The following is a 15,214-nucleotide window of genomic DNA, read 5'->3' as shown; positions in this document are numbered from 1 at the left end:
CGCACGCTTGCGCAGCTCAACGGGGTAAGGGGAGGGACGTGCCATGACTCAATCCTCTCAGAGAATCGAGCCTCCATTCGACCCGGGGCGATTCATGAGGAACTTGCCTGAGTTGCGATCGTGTGCATCGGTTACGTCGATGCAAGTTCCTGAGGAGGGGGCGGACGCGAGGCGGCCTCGCGCGGTACGTCACGCCGGCTGGCGTAGTCCCGACCGGTCGGCCCGGGGCGAGTTGATCGTGGGGAGCTTCAGAGGCGTCGAAGGGGGAACGCAGCGGGCCAGACAGCGAAAACGACTTACCGCTACCTGTACCGCTACCGTTACGGCGTCCGCCGCGCCGCCGAACCTCCGGCCTCTCCTTCGCCCCACCGAACGCCTGCTCGCCCATCCCACGAGTCTACGTTCGCAGAAGGGGCGAAATCGGTCGCTCACTGCGGCGTGCGCTGCTAGCTTGCCGCAGTGGCACTCTTCTCCCGCTCTTGGAGCGCGTTGCGCACGGCGGTCGCCGAACTCCCGGACAAGGACTTCGAGCAGCCGTCCGGCTGCACCGGCTGGCTCGTACGGGATCTTGTGTGCCACCTGATCATCGACGCGCAGGACGTCCTGATCACCCTTGTCACCCCCGCCGATACGGAACCGACCCGGAACGCGGTGACCTACTGGGACATCGTCGAAGCCCCCACCGGCGACGACCCGCTCGACGCGCTGATCGTTCGCCTCGCCGCCGCGTACGAAGAGCCGTGGCTGCTCAAGTTCCACTTCGACGACGTCGGCTCCGCCGCGGGGCGCGCCGCCGAACTCGCCGACCCCGGCGCCCGGGTCGGCACCCGGGACCAGGTCCTCACCGTGGGCGACTACCTTTCCGCGTACGTCCTGGAATGGACGCTGCACCACCTCGACCTGGTCACCCATCTCCCACACGTCCCGGGGCCGCCCGCCGAAGGCCTGTCCCGTTCCCGCGCGACGGTGGAAAAGATCGCCGGGGCCGCGTTCCCCACGTCGTTCTCCGACGCGGACGTCCTGCTGATCGGCACCGGACGTCGGGCACCGACCCCCGCGGAGAGGGCCGAACTCGGTGAACTGGCCGCGAAGCTGCCGCTCGTCCTCGGCTGATGGGCAACTGTGGACAGACCGAGCGGGTGAGGCGGAGCGGTCCGTACATGTCGGTCCGAGCGTCGTGGTCTGCTTCGTGTCGGGTTGCGCCGCCGGCTCCGATGCAGGCGGGATGTCGTAACGGCCACGGCTTGGTTGCGACAAGGGCTGCCCGCTGTAGGCGAGGCGGCAGTGGGGGAGCATGCGCACCATGGGCAGAGACAGGTACGTCGACTTCCTGCGTGCGTGGGCGATCGTTCTCGTCGTGCTGGGGCACTGGCTGATCACCGGCCTGGTCCGGCACCCGAACGGCGAGATCACCGCGCCGGAGCTGCTGGCGACCATCCCCTGGACGCAGTGGCTCACGCTCGGCTTCCAGATCATGCCGCTGTTCTTCCTCGCCGGCGGGTATGCCGCCGGCGGGTCCTGGATGAGGGCGCGGGCCGCGGGAGGGACGGCCGCCGGGTGGGTGGGGCAACGGGCAGTGCGGCTGCTCGTACCCACGGCCGCGTACAGCACCTTGGTGCTGCTGGGCGTGGGGATCTGCTGCGTCGTCGGCGTGGATCGGCCCACCCTGGAGCTGGCGGGATGGGCCATGGCGATGCAGTTCTGGTTTCTGCCCGTCTACCTGCTGCTCAGCGCGCTGACTCCGGCACTGCATGCGGCGCACCGGCGGTGGGGGCCCCTCGTTCCCTTTCTGATGGGTGCTGTGGCCCTGGCCGTCGGCCTGCTGACCGTGGCCGACCGTGTGCCGTCGTACATCGGGACGCTCGACTACGTGCTCGTCTGGGGCGTCAGCTATCAGCTCGGCTTCTGCTGGTGCGACGGGCTGCTGGGCTCCCGTCGCACCGCGCCCACCGCCATGGCCGTCGGGGGCGGGCTGGGATTCGCCCTGCTCGTCGCGTACGGGCCGTTCCCCGTCAGCCTCATCCTGGTCACCGGGCAGGACCCCAGCAACACCGATCCACCGTCAGCGGCCATGCTGGCCTGGTCGGTGGCCCAGGTCGGGATGTGCCTGCTGGTCGCGCCGGCGGTGCGGCCTATGTTGGGGCGTGAGCGGGTGTGGCGGGCGGTGCGGGGGACAGGCGCCGCCAGCATGACGCTGTACCTGTGGCACATGCTGCCCGTGCTGCTCGCCGCCCTCTTCTACGTGACCAGGCTCGCCCCCGAACCCGCCTACGGTTCGGCGGTCTGGTGGGCGCTACGGCTGCCCTGGCTGCTGATGCTCGGCCTCGTCCTGGCCGGGGTCGTCCGGGCGGTGCGACCGCTGGGACGCGCTCTGGTGGCACTGGGCTCGGCCGTCCCGCCCGACGCCCGACTCCCGCGCGCCGCGAGGGTGTGGGCCGGGCTCGCCCTCGGCGTCGGGTCCCTCATGTACTTCGCCGGGCACGGCTTCGCCTACGACGGAAGGTTTCCCGTGGTGCCGGCGGCGGCACTGGCGGCCGGTACAGCCCTGGTGACGCTTCCCGGGCGGACGGCTACACGCCGTCCGATGCGGTCGGCCGACGCCCTGGAAGAAGCGGCCTGACCCGGTCGGGTCCTGTGGGACCAGGTGCCACAGGAAGCCAGGAAGCCAGGAAGCCAGGAAGCCAAAGAGCCGGTGAGCCACAATCTCGTTCGGAGTGACCGTGATACAGCGCGAACGATGAGCAGTGCGCTAACAGGCTTCCTGGAGGAGTCGGGTGATCGCCCTGGCCTCCGGCCGGCGGGTATTGGGGTACGGCTGGGCGGCGGCACGCTCGGCGATGGCGCGCGGTGTACTCGCTATCACTCAACTCGATTACGCGGCACGGAACTCTACGCCTGCCGGGTGGGGCGCGGAGCGCCAGCAGCTCGTGGACATCCTGGCCGAGAGCTGGACGGGGCTGCTGAGCAGGGAAGCCTCAGGCGAAGCGTCGTGCGCCGCGGGAGACTCGGCCCACTGATCGCCGGGATCGCGCCGAGTCAGCCGACCACCGCCAGATCGGCCTCCGGGGCACGCGCCGCGGCGTTGAGCGTGGCCACCATCGACCTCAGCCGCTGCGGTTCGTAGCGCATTCCGGGCATGGACACGGACAGACCCGCCAGTGCGGTGCCGTCCCGGTCACGCACCGGGACGCCCACCGCGACGAGCCCGCGCTCGGAGCGATCCTGGTTCACCGCGAACCCGCTGCGGCCGATGCGCCGGAGCTCGCTGCGCAGCGCCGCCACGTCCGGGCGCTCCCCGGGACGATCGTGATAGCGCTCGGGGGCGTAGACCTCGTCCAGCTCCTGTTCTGTGAGCTCGGCGAGGAGGAGCAGGCCGGCCGTCGTGCGGTGCGTGGGGAAGACCATCCCCTCCCGGGAGCCGACGCGCAGCGCCTGAGCGCACTCGACGCTGGCGATGAACCGGGCCGCGTCCCCGGTGCGGATGATCAGGTTCGCGGTCTCGTCGAGCAGGTCGACCACCCGGTGCAGGTGGGGCAGGGCCGCGGCGCGCAGCACGGACACCTGCGACTTCGAGTACGCCGCCAGTTCCAGGACGGGGCCGCCAGTTCCAGGACGGGGCCGGCGTGGTAGACGCGGTCGTCGTCCTGCACCGCGAAGTCCCGGTAGACCAGCATGGCCAGCAGTCGGTGGGCGGTCGACCGTGCCACCCCCAGCCGCTCGGCGATCTGCGAGACGGTCAGCCCGCCCTCCAGTTGGAGCATGGTCGCGACCCTGAGGGCATGGTCGACGCTGGCGATCGCGTACGGCGGCGGAGTCTTGAGCGGCTTGTCCATGGCACGTGGCTCCTGATTCTGCTTTCCAGAATCTGCATGTCTTGCTTTGCGGGCGCGCGCACGCTGGCGCTGCTGTTCACGAGGGACGATCTCCTCGAGTCAGTCTGCCGCTCCACCTACCCGCTGACCGGGACCGAACTGCGTGGGCCGCGTCCACACCGACGTCGGCCTCTTCCCCTGTCGGTCGGCCTGCAGGGCCGCCGCCAGAGCCGGTTCTGTGAGCCGATGGCGGCAAAACGTCCCACGCCCGCTTGCGCCTGCCCTCGGGTTCGCTTGTCGCGCTGAACAATCGCCCTGGCCATGGCCGTAGGGACCCGTTCAGCAAACCGAGGAGAACGACCGATGGACAGAGCGGGACATCCGGATCGCAGAACTCTGCTCGTCGGCGGGGTCGTGATCGCCACGGCCGGGCTTGCGGGGTGCTCGTCGACGAGCGCTGCCCCGCAGGCCTCCGCCGTCCCGCAGGCGTCCAGCGCTTCGACGGACGCGCGGCCGACCACACCCGCCGAGGCGTTCGCCAGACTCATGGACGGCAATCAGCGCTGGGTGCACGGAGACCTTCGGCATCCCGACCGGGATCCCGACCGGCGCCAGTTCGTGGCTCAGGGACAGGAACCCTTCGGGTCCATCCTCGCGTGCATCGACTCCCGTGTGCCTCCTGAACTCCTCTTCGACACCGGGCTGGGTGACCTCTATGTCATGCGCACCGGCGGGGAGGCGGTCGGCCCGGTGGTCACGGGTTCCGTGGAATACGGGCCCATGACGAGTGGCACCCCACTCATCGTGGTCCTCGGGCATCAGCGCTGTGGTGCCGTCGAGGCGGCGTACAAGTCGATCCGAGACGGCAAACCGCTGCCCGGCAATCTGCAGGCGATCGCCAAGGCTCTGCTACCGGCCTACGAGCAGGCAGCCCGGCAAGGCGGAGTCGACCCCGTCGAGACCATGGCCCGCGCCCAGGTCAAGTTGGCCGCGGCCGACCTGCGCTCCAACCGGGACCTGGCCCCGCTCGTGGCAAAAGGTGCCCTTGCTGTGGTCGGCGTGTACTACTCGCTCGACACCGGGAAGGTGGAAGTCCTGATCGGCGCGCCTTCCTGAGCGCGGCACGAGACGGGACGAGCGTCGTCAGGCCGGTGACGCGAAGGCGACTGGCTCTTGAGGGCCTCAGTCACCGGGCGCGCGCCGGTCCTGGCCGTGCGGCGCAGCTCATTGCACCGAGTCGGCGGGCGGACGCTCGCGCAGAGCGCCGTAGCCGATGAAGTACGCCGGCACGCGTTTGAGCCACGGTGCGGTGGCGAGCAGTTCGCTCATTCGCTCCGCCCGACTGGCATGGCCGAAGGGCGGGCGTCCCGCGAGCACGGGTGCGATGACCCGCGCGTGGGCGATCCGCTGCAGTGCTTGCGTCACCGCCGTGGTCGGCCACCGGCGCCGCTGGACGCCGCGCACGTCCCGCAGTCCGACGGCACCCCTGAGCAGGGGCTCGACGAGATGCCGCGCGGCGGCCACGGCGTCTTCGACGGCGAGGTTGATGCCGATGCCGAAGACCGGTGACATCGCGTGCGCCGCGTCGCCGATGCACAGCAGCCCCGGGCGGTGCCAGCGCCGGAGACGGTCGAGCCGCACGTCGAGCATCTTCACCTCGTCCCACGACCGCAGCGCATGTACCCGGTCCGCGAGCCAGGGCACGGCAGCCGCGAATTCCGTCATGAACCGCTCGAGACCGGCGGCGCGGCGCTCGGCGTCGGTCCCCTTGGGGATCAGCGCGGCGCACTGCCAGTACTCCCCACGGTCGATCATGGCGGTGAGGAACCGGTCACCGGCGCCTCCGACCAGTCCGTGCGGGTCGCCTTCCCGCCGTGGCAGCCGGAACCACCAGGCGTCCATGGGGCAGGTGAACTGCCGCAGCCGCAGTTCGGGCCGAGACCGTGCCAGCGAGCCCCGACCGTCGCAGGCCACCGTGAGGGTGGCCCGCAGTTCGCCAGTACTGCCGTCGGCCGTGCGGTACCGCACCCCGGTGACCCGTCCGCGCTCCACCAGGAAGGACGTCGCTTCGGTGTTCATCCGCAGGGAAAAGGACGGTTCCTTTCGCGCCTCGTCGGCGAGGAGGTCGAGCAGGTCCCACTGCGGCACCATCGCCACGTAGTTGTACGGGCCCGGGAGCGCGCTGATGTCCGACACGGTGATCAGCGAACCGTCCGCGCCGAGCGGCAACTGGACCGTGGTCACCCGACGTTGCGGCAGACGGGCGAAGCGCTCGGCCAGACCGAGGTCGTCCAGCAGTGCCAGGGTCGACGGATGCACTGTGTCGCCGCGGAAGTCGCGCAGGAAGTCGCCGTGCTTCTCCAGAACGGTGACAGCCACGCCGGCCCGGGCCAGCAGCAGACCGAGGACCATGCCGGCGGGGCCGCCACCCACCACGCAGCACGTCGTCCGCTCCATCGCAGCGCTCCCCTTCGATGACATCCGTGAGCCACGCCAATGCGAAATATCCTGCCCCTGTATGCCCTGGCCGAAGACAACCTGGCCGGGCGAGTCCGGATCTGCGCCGCACCACGGGCAAGCCGATCGTCGACGCGCTCTTTGTCCGCGGCAAGCAGAGTTGACGCCCCATGGCCCGGGTCGCGGTGCCGTTCCGGTCGCCGCCCAACGCGCCTTGGCGGTCTTGCGACTTGCGCGCTAGCCCGTACGAATGATTCACGGCGCTGCGGGGTGAACGACGGGACAGTCGTGCCCCGCGTCGACGGCAACCAACCACTCGCGACCATTAGCGTCAATTCTTGTGTCGCTGAGCTATGCCTTTGTGAACCTGAAACCCGGAGTGGGAAAGACGACCAGCGCCGTCTGGTTGGCCCACGCACTTCACGAGTCGGGTATCCCCCCGCTGCTGGTCGATAGTGACCCCGCCTCCTCCGCGCTGCGTTGGAGCGAACTGGCAGGCGGCTTCCCGTTTCCTGTGATCGCCCTTCCGGTGGGCGACGTGCACCGGCGCGTGAACGACTTCCTCGGCAACCGGCAGGCCGTGGTATTCGACGCCCCGCAATTGGAGGACCACGCGCACATCGCCCGGAGCATCATGAGGTACGCAAGCGAGTGGATCGTGCCGGTCACCCCAGCCCCCATCGAACTGGATCGCATGGCGCCCATCGGCGGCGAGATGGGCGACGTACAGTCCTTGCGCGTCCAGCCGGCCCACGCCGCCGTCCTGCTGAACCGCACCAATCGCGCCGACGCCACGCGGACCGGTCCCGACGCCGACGCCCGGGAGGCTCTCACCGAGCGGGGATTCGACGTGTTGTCCACCCATATTCCGCGACTCGACTTGTACGCCCAGTCGTTCGGCAGTCCGGTCGCGGTCAAGGGTTCGGCGTACATGGACCTCGCAGACGAACTCATCAAGCGTCAGGAAAAGCCGTGAATCAGCGCAAGGACACCTACCGAGCCGCACTGCAGCGGGAACCGGACGTCGCCGCACCGCGCCCCGCCAAGGTCACTCGGCTGCACACCCGATACGTCCGCGTGACCATCGAGCTCGACGCCGCCTTGCCACGCGACCTGACCCGTTGGGTGGAATCACCTGTATCCGCGATCCTGCGCGCCGGTGCCGCGGTACTGCGCCCCCTGAGGAGCACCCCGTAAGCGGGATGACGCACGCCCAGCAGGACTCGCCGCCGCCAGCGGCGGTGTCGCCCGCAATTCGTTCGCCCGGGCTGCTGCTGTGACGTTGCCAATGGGCCGGCCAGAGCGGCTCGGCCCAGGCAGCTTCGGTGACGGCTGCCCCCTGGTGCTGGGGCAATGAGTCCGCGCACCGGCGCATCTGCTGGGTGGCGTCGTGGATGCCGCAACCGGCGGGTTCGGCCACGGCCTACACCGTGCCGCTGTAGTTCCGGCCGAATGCGATTCAAGTGTATATATCCTGCATTGCTGTCATATGAGAGGTTATGCCATGGACAGTATTGCCGATATGGGGGGCACCCAGGGATGGGGCCCCGTGCATCCGCCGAGACGCGGCGAACCTGTTTTCGAGGAGCCCTGGCAGGGCAAGGCCTTCGCGCTTGCGCTCCTGTCCGGCCGTGTTGCGTGGGGCGGCATCAACACGGACGCCTTCCGACACGCGATCGAGCGCCTCGACCGAGCCGCCTACCTGGACGACGGTTCCTACGGGCGCTGGCTCAACGCCGGAGAGCTGATGCTCACCGACAGCGCCATCCTGGCGCGGGGCGCCATCGACGCCCGCGCCCGCAACCTGCGCGGTGAACACGTCGAGGAACCGCCGATCCCGGAGCCCGCCCGGCCCGACTACACGCCGACCGCCGAGGGTTCGCTGCGCACCGTGGACACCGCCCCGGTCTTCGCCGTCGGCGAGCGTGTGCGCGCCAAGGACATGTCGCCGCCCGGGCACACTCGGCTACCGCGCTACGTGCGGGGCCATACCGGCGTCGTCGAGCTCATCCAGCCCGCCGCGGTGCTGCCGGACACCAACGCGCACTTCCTGGGCGAGAACCCGCAGCACGTCTACTCGGTGCGGTTCGACTCGCACGAACTGTGGGGCGCCGACGCCGAACCCTTCGCGCTCACCGTAGAGCTGTACGAGAGCTACCTGGAGACAACCTCATGACCACCACCGGCGGACCGGGCGAGAGGCTTCCCGCGGCCCTGCGCGCCGAGGCGCTCGAGCAACTGCTCACCGAGCGGGGCCTGATCGACCCGAAGGTGATGAACGGGATCATCACCACCTACGAGACCAACGTGGGCCCGCTCAACGGCGCCAAGGTCGTCGCCAAGGCATGGACCGACCCGCAGTACCGACGACGGCTGCTCGACGACGGCACCGCGGCCATCAAGGAACTGGGCTTCTCCGGGCCGCAGGGCGAGCACATCGTCGTCGTCGAGAACACCGCAACCACCCACAACGTGGTGGTCTGCACCCTGTGCTCGTGTTACCCATGGCCGGTACTGGGCCTGCCGCCGAGCTGGTACAAAGACCCGGCCTACCGGTCGCGTATGGTCAAGGAGCCGCGCACGGTGCTGTCCGAGATGGGACTCGAGCTCGACGACGACGTGCAGATCACCGTCCGCGACTCCACCAGCGAGGTGCGCTGGCTGGTGCTGCCAGAACGCCCGGCCGGCACCGAACACCTGTCAGAGGAACAGCTCGTGCCGCTGGTGACCAGGGACGCGATGGTCGGCGTGGCCAAGGTGAAAGCGCCATGACCGCGCTGCTGGACATCGAGGGCCCGGTCGCGCCGCCCCGCTCCAACGGCGAGCTGGTCTTCGCCGAGCCGTGGGAGAGCCGCGCCTTCGGCATGGCCGTCACCCTGTACGAGGCCGGAGCCTTCAACTGGCCGCAATTCCAGACCGCATTGATCGCTCGGATCGCGGCCTGGGAGACCGCACCGGCCCGGCACGAGCCCTGGAACTACTACGAGCTCTGGCTGGCCGCCCTGGAGGACGTGCTCGTCGACAAAGGCACCGTGTCAACGGGCGAGGTCGCCGCACGCGCCCAAGCCCTGGCCCTACGCCCCGCACGCCACGACCATCGTGATCACCCCGACCACGACCACCCACACTGACCGGCAGCGCCCTCCCGGCATGTCTGCATGTCGGCTGCGGCGTCGCCGGCGGCCCTCCCCGAGTGCCACGCCGACCGGGTCAGGCCGTGGGCGCAGCTGCGGTGTGCCGCCGAATCAGGCGGGGGCGCAGGCTGACCAGGAGCGCAGCGATGACGGCCCACAGCGCGAGAGTGATCACGGGGCCTGCCGCGTGTGCGCCGTCGAAGTAGCTCAGGTCGGTGATGGCGCGGACGGCTGCGCCGGGTGGCAGCAGTTCCGAGATGGCTCGGGCCGCGGTGGGCAGTAGATCGGCGCCTATGGTGGCACCGCTGGTGGCGTTGCCGACAGTGAGCAGCAGAAGGGTGGCAACAGGCACCCCGACAGGGCCGAGGTAGGTGCCGAGCAGTTTGGTGGTGAAAGCGGCCGCAGCTGCCAGGAGGGTAAGAGTCAGGACCAGCGGGGCGAACGGCGCCGGGACCGCTCCCAGGGCGGGGCCGGCGATGATCGCCGCAACGGTGCCGATGGCCGCGGAGGCGCCGGCCAGCAGTGAGAACCGGTGGCGCAGGCGCAGGAGACCGGCCAGGCCAAGAGTGTTCGAGCCGAGGACGAAACCGGCCAGGGTCACGCCGAAGCCCATGTAGAAGCCGGCCAGTCCCCGAGCGTCGAACCGCGCCAAGGGGACGACATCCTCTGTGGTGACATGCTTGCCCGCACCGTGGGCGTAGGCGCCGACGAGGTTCTTCACGGCCGATGTGGTGGACGTGCCGGCTGCCCCTGCGATCTCCAGGCGCAGCCGGCCCGGGCCGGCGGTGCTGAGCGCGGCGACGACGTCGCGGTGTTCCACCGCGTGGCGCGCGGTCTCGGCGTCAGCGGCCGGGTGGACCTCGACGCTGTCGCCGAGGGCCTGCCATACCTGGCCCGGCAGGACCCGCCCGGTGACAGCGATGGGGATCTGATGGGGCTGGGGGTCGCGCTGCAGGCCCACGTAGCACCCGACGAAGGCCGCCACGACGATCAGGGCGATCAGAGACGGCTGGAGCCAGACCCGCACCGGCGGCCGGCGGTGGGCGGCCTGGCCCGGACCGGGGGAGAGCTCCGGCTCCGCAGAGAGTGTCTGCCGGCGCTCGAGGGCGGATCCGGTGGGGGTTTCCATGGCAGGGCTTTCTGGTGGAAGGGGCGCGAGACGCGGGGAGGGATCGGCCCGAGGCCGGCGTGGTGGCCGGGTTATGGCGCAGGTCAGGACCTCGGTCGGGCGCGTGGTAAGCGCCCGCCCACCGTAACTAAGAGCATATGCTCCTATCTTGGGTATGGCAAGGCGGAGGCCGGTCGGCTCGCTGCTGGTCTTGTGCCGGAGAGGCCTTTCGGATTTGCGAGCACGTGCTCCTATCATGAGCGGGGAACTCTGGAGGAGACCATGACCCCTACGCCGAAGAACCTCGACGACCGGTGCAACAACCTGGCACTGCGCAAGGCGGCCCGGTACCTCGGCGCAACCTACGACAAGGCTCTGGCCCCGGTCGGTCTTCGGTCCACGCAGTTCAGCATCCTGCGGAAGCTCAATGCTCACGGAGAAATGACGATCACCAGCCTCGCTGACGCCATCGCCATGGACCGCACGACGATGGCGTCGAACCTCAAGCCGCTCGCGCGCGAGGGCCTGGTGACCGTCGAGCCATCGCCGACCGACCGCCGCGCACGGATCGTTACGATTACGCCGGAAGGGATCTCCCGGATGAAGGCGGCGCTGCCACTGTGGCAAGCCGTGCAATCCCGATTCGAGGAGAGCTTTGGGGCCGACAACGCGGCCCGACTGCGCGCGTCCCTCGAAGGCGTCCTCCACACCGGCTTCCAGCCGTGGGCCGAGTGAGGCTGCGCTTGCGGCGCCGTGCCGGGTGGAGGGCGACACTGGGCGTGTACGCCCTCCAGCCCCGAGTGCCAGCTACGCAACCTGCCGAATGCCCGTGCCGGAGCGGGATGGGCTGTCTACGCGGCGAGTTCCTTGGTGATGCGGTCCAGCATGAACGCCGAGGACTCGCGGGCCCGTTCTTCCCAGGCGAAGACGCAGGCCGTGGCGACGCCGTCGAAGTCCAGCTCGCGCAGGGTGCGGAAGAAGGCGTCCCAGTCGACCTCGCCCTGCCCGATGTCCAGGTGCTGGTGGATACGGGCCGGGGTGCCGGGCGGGTTGAGGATGTAGCGCAGGCCTGACGATCCCTTGTGGTTGAAGGAGTCGGCGATGTGGACGTGCTGGAGCTTGTCGCCGGCGTAGCGCATCATCGCCGCGATGTCCGTCGTCGGGTCGGCGCCGGACAGGTGGAAGGAGTGCGGGGCGCAGTAGAGGTAGTTCACCCACGGCTTGTTGATCGCCCGGACGAGGTCGACCGCCGGGGTGTTCTCCTCGCAGAAGTCGTCCGGGTGCGCCTCGAGGTTGAGGGCGATGCCCTCACGCTCGAAGAGTGGGAGCAGCTCCTCCAGGGAGCGCCAGAACGCCGCCTCGCTCTCGGCGGCCCGCTCGGGGCGGCCGTTGAACTCGGAGTTCATCAGCGGACATTCGAGGTCGGAGGTGATCTCGATCATCCGCTTCCAGTAGCGGACGGCGGCCTGCCGTTCCGTCTCGTCGGGCGAGGACCACTTGTACAGCGGCAGGACGGACGACAGCTTCACGCCGTGCGCCCGCAGTGACCGCTTCAGCGCGGCGATCCGCTCGTCGTCCGCCCGCGGATGCACGAAGAACGGCATGAAGTCGTCGCGGGGGGACAACTCGATGTACTCATACTCGAGTTCGGCCACCGTGCGCACCATGTCGTCGATCGGCAGGGCGCGGAACATGTACGGGTCGAGGGCGATCTTCATGCGGTACCTCCGTAGAAGGCGGGGCGGGGCTTGATGTCGACGGTGACGACCCGGCCGGCGGACTCCAGGGAGCGGACGGCGGCGTCGGTGATGACGGTGGCGGCGTAGCCGTCCCAGGCCGAGGGCCCGGTGGGTTCGACACCGGCCGCGATGCCGGCGATCCACTCGCGGAACTCGGTGTCGAAGGCGTCCGCGAACCGGCTCTTCCAGTCCTGCAGTACGGCCCTGCCGTGGCGCCCCGCGGTGCGGACACCGACGGCGGCCGGGTCGGGCAGCCGGACCAGGCCCTCTTCGCCGACGGTCTCGCACTGAATGTCGTAGCCGTACCGGCAGTTGACGAAGACCTCCAGGTCGATGCGGACCCCGTTCGTCGTCTCGAAGTACATGATCTGCGGGTCCTTGAGGTGCTCGAACCGTTTGCTCGTGGCGCGTGGGGTGATCACCTGGGCGGAGACGATTTCGTCGTCGAGCAGCCAGCGCAGTACGTCGATCTCGTGCACCGCCGTGTCCTGGGCGGCCATGGCCGAGGTGTAGCTGTCCGGGACGCTCCGGTTGCGGTGGGCGCAATGCACGATCAGCGGGGCGCCGAGGGCGCCGGAGGCGATGACCTCCCTCATCTGCCGGTAGCCGGCGTCGAAGCGGCGCATGAAGCCGACCTGGACGAGGCGGCGGCCGTGAGCGCGTTCGGCGTCCACAATGCGCAGGCAGTCCTCGGCGGTGGTGGCCAGGGGCTTCTCGCAGAACACGGGCTTGCCCGCCGCGATGGCGTTGAGGACGTGCTCGGCGTGGGTAGGACCCCAGGAGGTGACGAGGACGGCGTCCACGTCGGGGGAGTTGATCAGGTCGGCGCCGGTCGGCAGGGCCACGCCGCCGACCCGGGCGGCCACTTCCGTGGCACGGGCCGCGTCGATGTCGGTCACCGCGCTGACGGTGGCCCCGGTGACCACCTCCGTCAGGCGCCGTATGTGGTCCTGGCCGATCATTCCGGCGCCGATGACGCCTACACGTACGGTCATGGTCTTTTTCCTTAGGACAAGTGGGTCAGGAGAAGCGCGTCCGGAGTTCGGCTTCGAGGGTTTCGAGGGTGCGGCCCTTGGTCTCGGGGACGTAGAGCTTCACGAAGGTGAGGGAGAAGATTCCCGCCACCACGAAGAGGAAGAAGGTGTTGGAGATCCCGATGCCGGAGACCAGGGACGGGAAGACCAGTCCGATCACGAAGTTCGTGAGCCACAGCACCACGGCGCCACCCCCATGCCGAAGCCGCGCATCCGCATCGGGAAGATCTCCGAGAGCATCAGCCGGGTCACGGGGAGATCCAGCCCTGCCGGAAGGCGAGGAAGGTGACCGTCATGGCGAGCACGGCGTACGCCCGGCCAGCGGGTGGTGATGATCGCGCACAACGTGATCGGGGTCGGCGCGATGTCCGACGTACCGACGAAGCGGGTGTCGACGTCGTACCCGTCCAGTGCCGTGCGGACGAAGTCCCCGAACGCCCGTCTTGGTGATCACGGCCGAGGTGTGCCCGTACCTGGCGGCGGCGACGGCTACGTTGGTCGGGCTGCCGCCGAGGTACGTGCCGAACGAGGTGACCTCGGCCGGCCCTACGCCTGGCTGGAACGGGTACACGTCCACTCCGCCGCGGCCCATGGTCAGCACTTCGAACGGCGTCACGCTGGGCTTCCCTTCGCTCCGGAGATCCGGGGAGTTGTCAGGAGAGAGTTCCTGTCGCGCTCTACTAGTGCGCTCTAGTGCGAGTACGATGGCCCCTGTCCAAATGTCATGTCAATACCTTGTTGCCGGGAGATTTCGCGGCTGGCCTAGGGTGGGCTCCGTCGAAGGGTGGGGATCACAGGTGGATGCATCGGGTAGGCAGCGGCCCACGATGGCGGACGTCGCCGACAAGGCGGGAGTGTCCCGGGCGCTGGTTTCGATCGTGTTCCGCAACGAGCCGGGAGCGAGCCAGGAGACCCGCGAGCGGGTGCTGCGCGTCGCCGACGAGATCGGCTACCGCCCCGACAGTGCGGCCCGGCTGCTGGCCCGCGGCCGCAGCCGCACGCTCGGCGTGATGTTCACCGTGCACCAGACCTTCCACACCGACCTCATCGAAGGGATCTACCCCGAGGCCGAACGGCTCGGCTACGACGTCCTGCTCTCCGCGGCGGCCCAGGGGCGCAGCGAGGCGAAGGCGGTCGAGGCGCTGCTCGGCCACCGCTGCGAGGCGCTGATCCTGCTCGGCCCCGACGCGGAGCCCGCCTACCTCGACGAACTCGGACAGCGCGCCGTCACCGTGTCGGTCAGCCGCCGGGTGCCGCGCGCCCGTGTCGACTTCGTGCACAGCGCCGAGGGCAAGGGGGTCCGGCAGGCCATGGACTACCTGGTCGAACTCGGGCACCGGCGCATCGTGCACATCGACGGTGGCCGGGGGCCCGGCTCGGCCGAGCGGCGGCGTTCCTACCAGGCCGCGATGCGCCGGCACGGACTGGCGTCGGAGATCCGGGTGATTCCCGGTGAGCACACCGAGCAGTCCGGCATCGAGACCGGCCGTCTCCTCCTGGAGGAGCGCGACCGGGGCCTGACCCTGCCTACGGCGGTCCTCGCCGGCAACGACCGTTGCGCGATGGGCGTGTTGATGCCCCTGGGGCGGGCCGGCGTCGAGGTCCCGCGGGACATGTCCGTCGTCGGCTACGACGACAGCCACCTCTCCCACCTGATGCCGATCGGCCTGACCACCGTCCGCCAGGATGCCGTGCTCATGGCCGAGCACGCGGTGCGTTTCGCCGTGGAGCGGCTGGAGAACCCGGAACTGGAGCCGCGGGAGGCGGTACTGGACCCGAAGCTGGTGGTACGGGGAACCAGCGGGCCGCCGCCGCAGGGGGCGGCCTGAGCGCTCGCGACGAAGGCCACCGCTCCGCCGCCGTGGCCTTGGCCGGGCGGCGGGGCAGTGGTCCTTGCCGTCATGTCGAATCCGGCGAGTGGGGCCTTCGA

At 69.6% G+C, this 15,214-nt stretch carries 16 protein-coding genes and 2 pseudogenes; 10 read left to right on the top strand and 8 right to left on the bottom strand.

Annotation, left to right across the window (positions count from 1 at the left end; genetic code table 11):
- The first annotated feature begins 459 nt into the window (after positions 1–459).
- Together ACZ3TS_RS30980 and ACZ3TS_RS30975 are read left to right on the top strand one after the other, a co-directional pair.
- Positions 460–1,113 carry a maleylpyruvate isomerase N-terminal domain-containing protein gene (locus ACZ3TS_RS30980; RefSeq protein WP_467624440.1) on the top strand — a complete coding sequence of 218 codons (654 nt, stop codon included), beginning with the start codon at positions 460–462 and terminating at the stop codon, positions 1,111–1,113.
- 190 nt (positions 1,114–1,303) lie between these two features.
- A complete protein-coding gene (locus tag ACZ3TS_RS30975; protein WP_467624437.1) occupies positions 1,304–2,620 on the top strand; it encodes an acyltransferase family protein in 1,317 nt (438 codons plus the stop codon).
- Positions 2,621–3,036: 416 nt separating this feature from the next.
- On the opposite strand, the gene ACZ3TS_RS30970 is transcribed toward ACZ3TS_RS30975, so the two are convergent.
- Both ACZ3TS_RS30970 and ACZ3TS_RS30965 read right to left on the bottom strand, forming a co-directional pair.
- Positions 3,037–3,555, bottom strand: a complete 519-nt coding sequence (locus tag ACZ3TS_RS30970) for an IclR family transcriptional regulator (RefSeq protein WP_467624435.1) — start codon at positions 3,553–3,555, stop codon at positions 3,037–3,039.
- Complete coding sequence (locus ACZ3TS_RS30965; protein ID WP_467624432.1) at positions 3,486–3,833, bottom strand: helix-turn-helix domain-containing protein; 348 nt, start codon at positions 3,831–3,833, stop codon at positions 3,486–3,488. Before ACZ3TS_RS30965 ends, ACZ3TS_RS30970 begins: the two co-directional genes overlap by 70 nt.
- A 342-nt stretch (positions 3,834–4,175) precedes the next feature.
- Here ACZ3TS_RS30965 and ACZ3TS_RS30960 point away from each other — a divergent pair, with 342 nt between their 5' ends.
- Positions 4,176–4,928, top strand: a complete 753-nt coding sequence (locus tag ACZ3TS_RS30960; protein WP_467624429.1) for a carbonic anhydrase — start codon at positions 4,176–4,178, stop codon at positions 4,926–4,928.
- A gap of 108 nt (positions 4,929–5,036) precedes the next feature.
- On the opposite strand, the gene ACZ3TS_RS30955 is transcribed toward ACZ3TS_RS30960, so the two are convergent.
- Entirely contained in the window at positions 5,037–6,269 is a 1,233-nt protein-coding gene (locus ACZ3TS_RS30955; protein ID WP_467624428.1) for an FAD-dependent oxidoreductase, read from the bottom strand.
- A gap of 340 nt (positions 6,270–6,609) precedes the next feature.
- Here ACZ3TS_RS30955 and ACZ3TS_RS30950 point away from each other — a divergent pair, with 340 nt between their 5' ends.
- The 5 genes from ACZ3TS_RS30950 to ACZ3TS_RS30930 all read left to right on the top strand — a co-directional run bounded on the left by ACZ3TS_RS30950 (position 6,610) and on the right by ACZ3TS_RS30930 (position 9,400).
- Positions 6,610–7,245: a nucleotide-binding protein gene (locus tag ACZ3TS_RS30950; protein WP_467624425.1), complete on the top strand. Its 636-nt coding sequence runs from the start codon at positions 6,610–6,612 to the stop codon at positions 7,243–7,245.
- Positions 7,242–7,466: a hypothetical protein gene (locus tag ACZ3TS_RS30945; protein ID WP_467624423.1), complete on the top strand. Its 225-nt coding sequence runs from the start codon at positions 7,242–7,244 to the stop codon at positions 7,464–7,466. Before ACZ3TS_RS30950 ends, ACZ3TS_RS30945 begins: the two co-directional genes overlap by 4 nt.
- 307 nt (positions 7,467–7,773) lie before the next feature.
- Positions 7,774–8,445, top strand: coding sequence for a nitrile hydratase subunit beta (nthB, locus tag ACZ3TS_RS30940; protein ID WP_467624421.1), 672 nt, complete (start codon positions 7,774–7,776; stop codon positions 8,443–8,445).
- Positions 8,442–9,041: a nitrile hydratase subunit alpha gene (gene nthA / locus ACZ3TS_RS30935; RefSeq protein WP_467624419.1), complete on the top strand. Its 600-nt coding sequence runs from the start codon at positions 8,442–8,444 to the stop codon at positions 9,039–9,041. Before nthB ends, nthA begins: the two co-directional genes overlap by 4 nt.
- Positions 9,038–9,400, top strand: a complete 363-nt coding sequence (locus ACZ3TS_RS30930; RefSeq protein WP_467624416.1) for a nitrile hydratase accessory protein — start codon at positions 9,038–9,040, stop codon at positions 9,398–9,400. Before nthA ends, ACZ3TS_RS30930 begins: the two co-directional genes overlap by 4 nt.
- A 79-nt stretch (positions 9,401–9,479) precedes the next feature.
- Here ACZ3TS_RS30930 and ACZ3TS_RS30925 read toward each other — a convergent pair whose 3' ends face one another.
- Positions 9,480–10,532 (bottom strand): hypothetical protein, encoded by a 1,053-nt coding sequence (locus ACZ3TS_RS30925; protein ID WP_467624413.1) that lies wholly within the window; start codon positions 10,530–10,532, stop codon positions 9,480–9,482.
- Positions 10,533–10,793: 261 nt separating this feature from the next.
- Here ACZ3TS_RS30925 and ACZ3TS_RS30920 point away from each other — a divergent pair, with 261 nt between their 5' ends.
- Entirely contained in the window at positions 10,794–11,246 is a 453-nt protein-coding gene (locus tag ACZ3TS_RS30920; protein ID WP_467624411.1) for a MarR family winged helix-turn-helix transcriptional regulator, read from the top strand.
- Positions 11,247–11,362: 116 nt separating this feature from the next.
- Here ACZ3TS_RS30920 and ACZ3TS_RS30915 read toward each other — a convergent pair whose 3' ends face one another.
- The 4 genes and pseudogenes from ACZ3TS_RS30915 to ACZ3TS_RS30900 all read right to left on the bottom strand — a co-directional run.
- Positions 11,363–12,229 carry a sugar phosphate isomerase/epimerase family protein gene (locus tag ACZ3TS_RS30915; protein ID WP_467624408.1) on the bottom strand — a complete coding sequence of 289 codons (867 nt, stop codon included), beginning with the start codon at positions 12,227–12,229 and terminating at the stop codon, positions 11,363–11,365.
- The gene (locus ACZ3TS_RS30910) at positions 12,226–13,245 is read right to left on the bottom strand and encodes a Gfo/Idh/MocA family oxidoreductase (RefSeq protein WP_467624405.1); all 1,020 of its coding nucleotides are present in this window, start codon (positions 13,243–13,245) and stop codon (positions 12,226–12,228) included. The genes ACZ3TS_RS30915 and ACZ3TS_RS30910 overlap by 4 nt, the downstream gene beginning before the upstream one ends.
- 25 nt (positions 13,246–13,270) lie before the next feature.
- Positions 13,271–13,604 (bottom strand): annotated as a pseudogene (locus tag ACZ3TS_RS30905) (MFS transporter); the annotation flags it as partial.
- A 13-nt stretch (positions 13,605–13,617) separates the two neighbouring features.
- Positions 13,618–13,876: pseudogene (locus tag ACZ3TS_RS30900) on the bottom strand (PfkB family carbohydrate kinase); the annotation flags it as partial.
- 235 nt (positions 13,877–14,111) lie between these two features.
- On the opposite strand from ACZ3TS_RS30900, the gene ACZ3TS_RS30895 reads away from it, so the two are divergent.
- Positions 14,112–15,113 carry a LacI family DNA-binding transcriptional regulator gene (locus ACZ3TS_RS30895; RefSeq protein WP_467624403.1) on the top strand — a complete coding sequence of 334 codons (1,002 nt, stop codon included), beginning with the start codon at positions 14,112–14,114 and terminating at the stop codon, positions 15,111–15,113.
- Positions 15,114–15,214: the final 101 nt, after the last annotated feature.

The organism is Streptomyces sp. NPDC022910 (assembly GCF_055561075.1).
The sequence above is the reverse complement of the archived record's forward strand: the minus strand, read 5'-3'. Positions and strand labels throughout refer to the sequence as shown.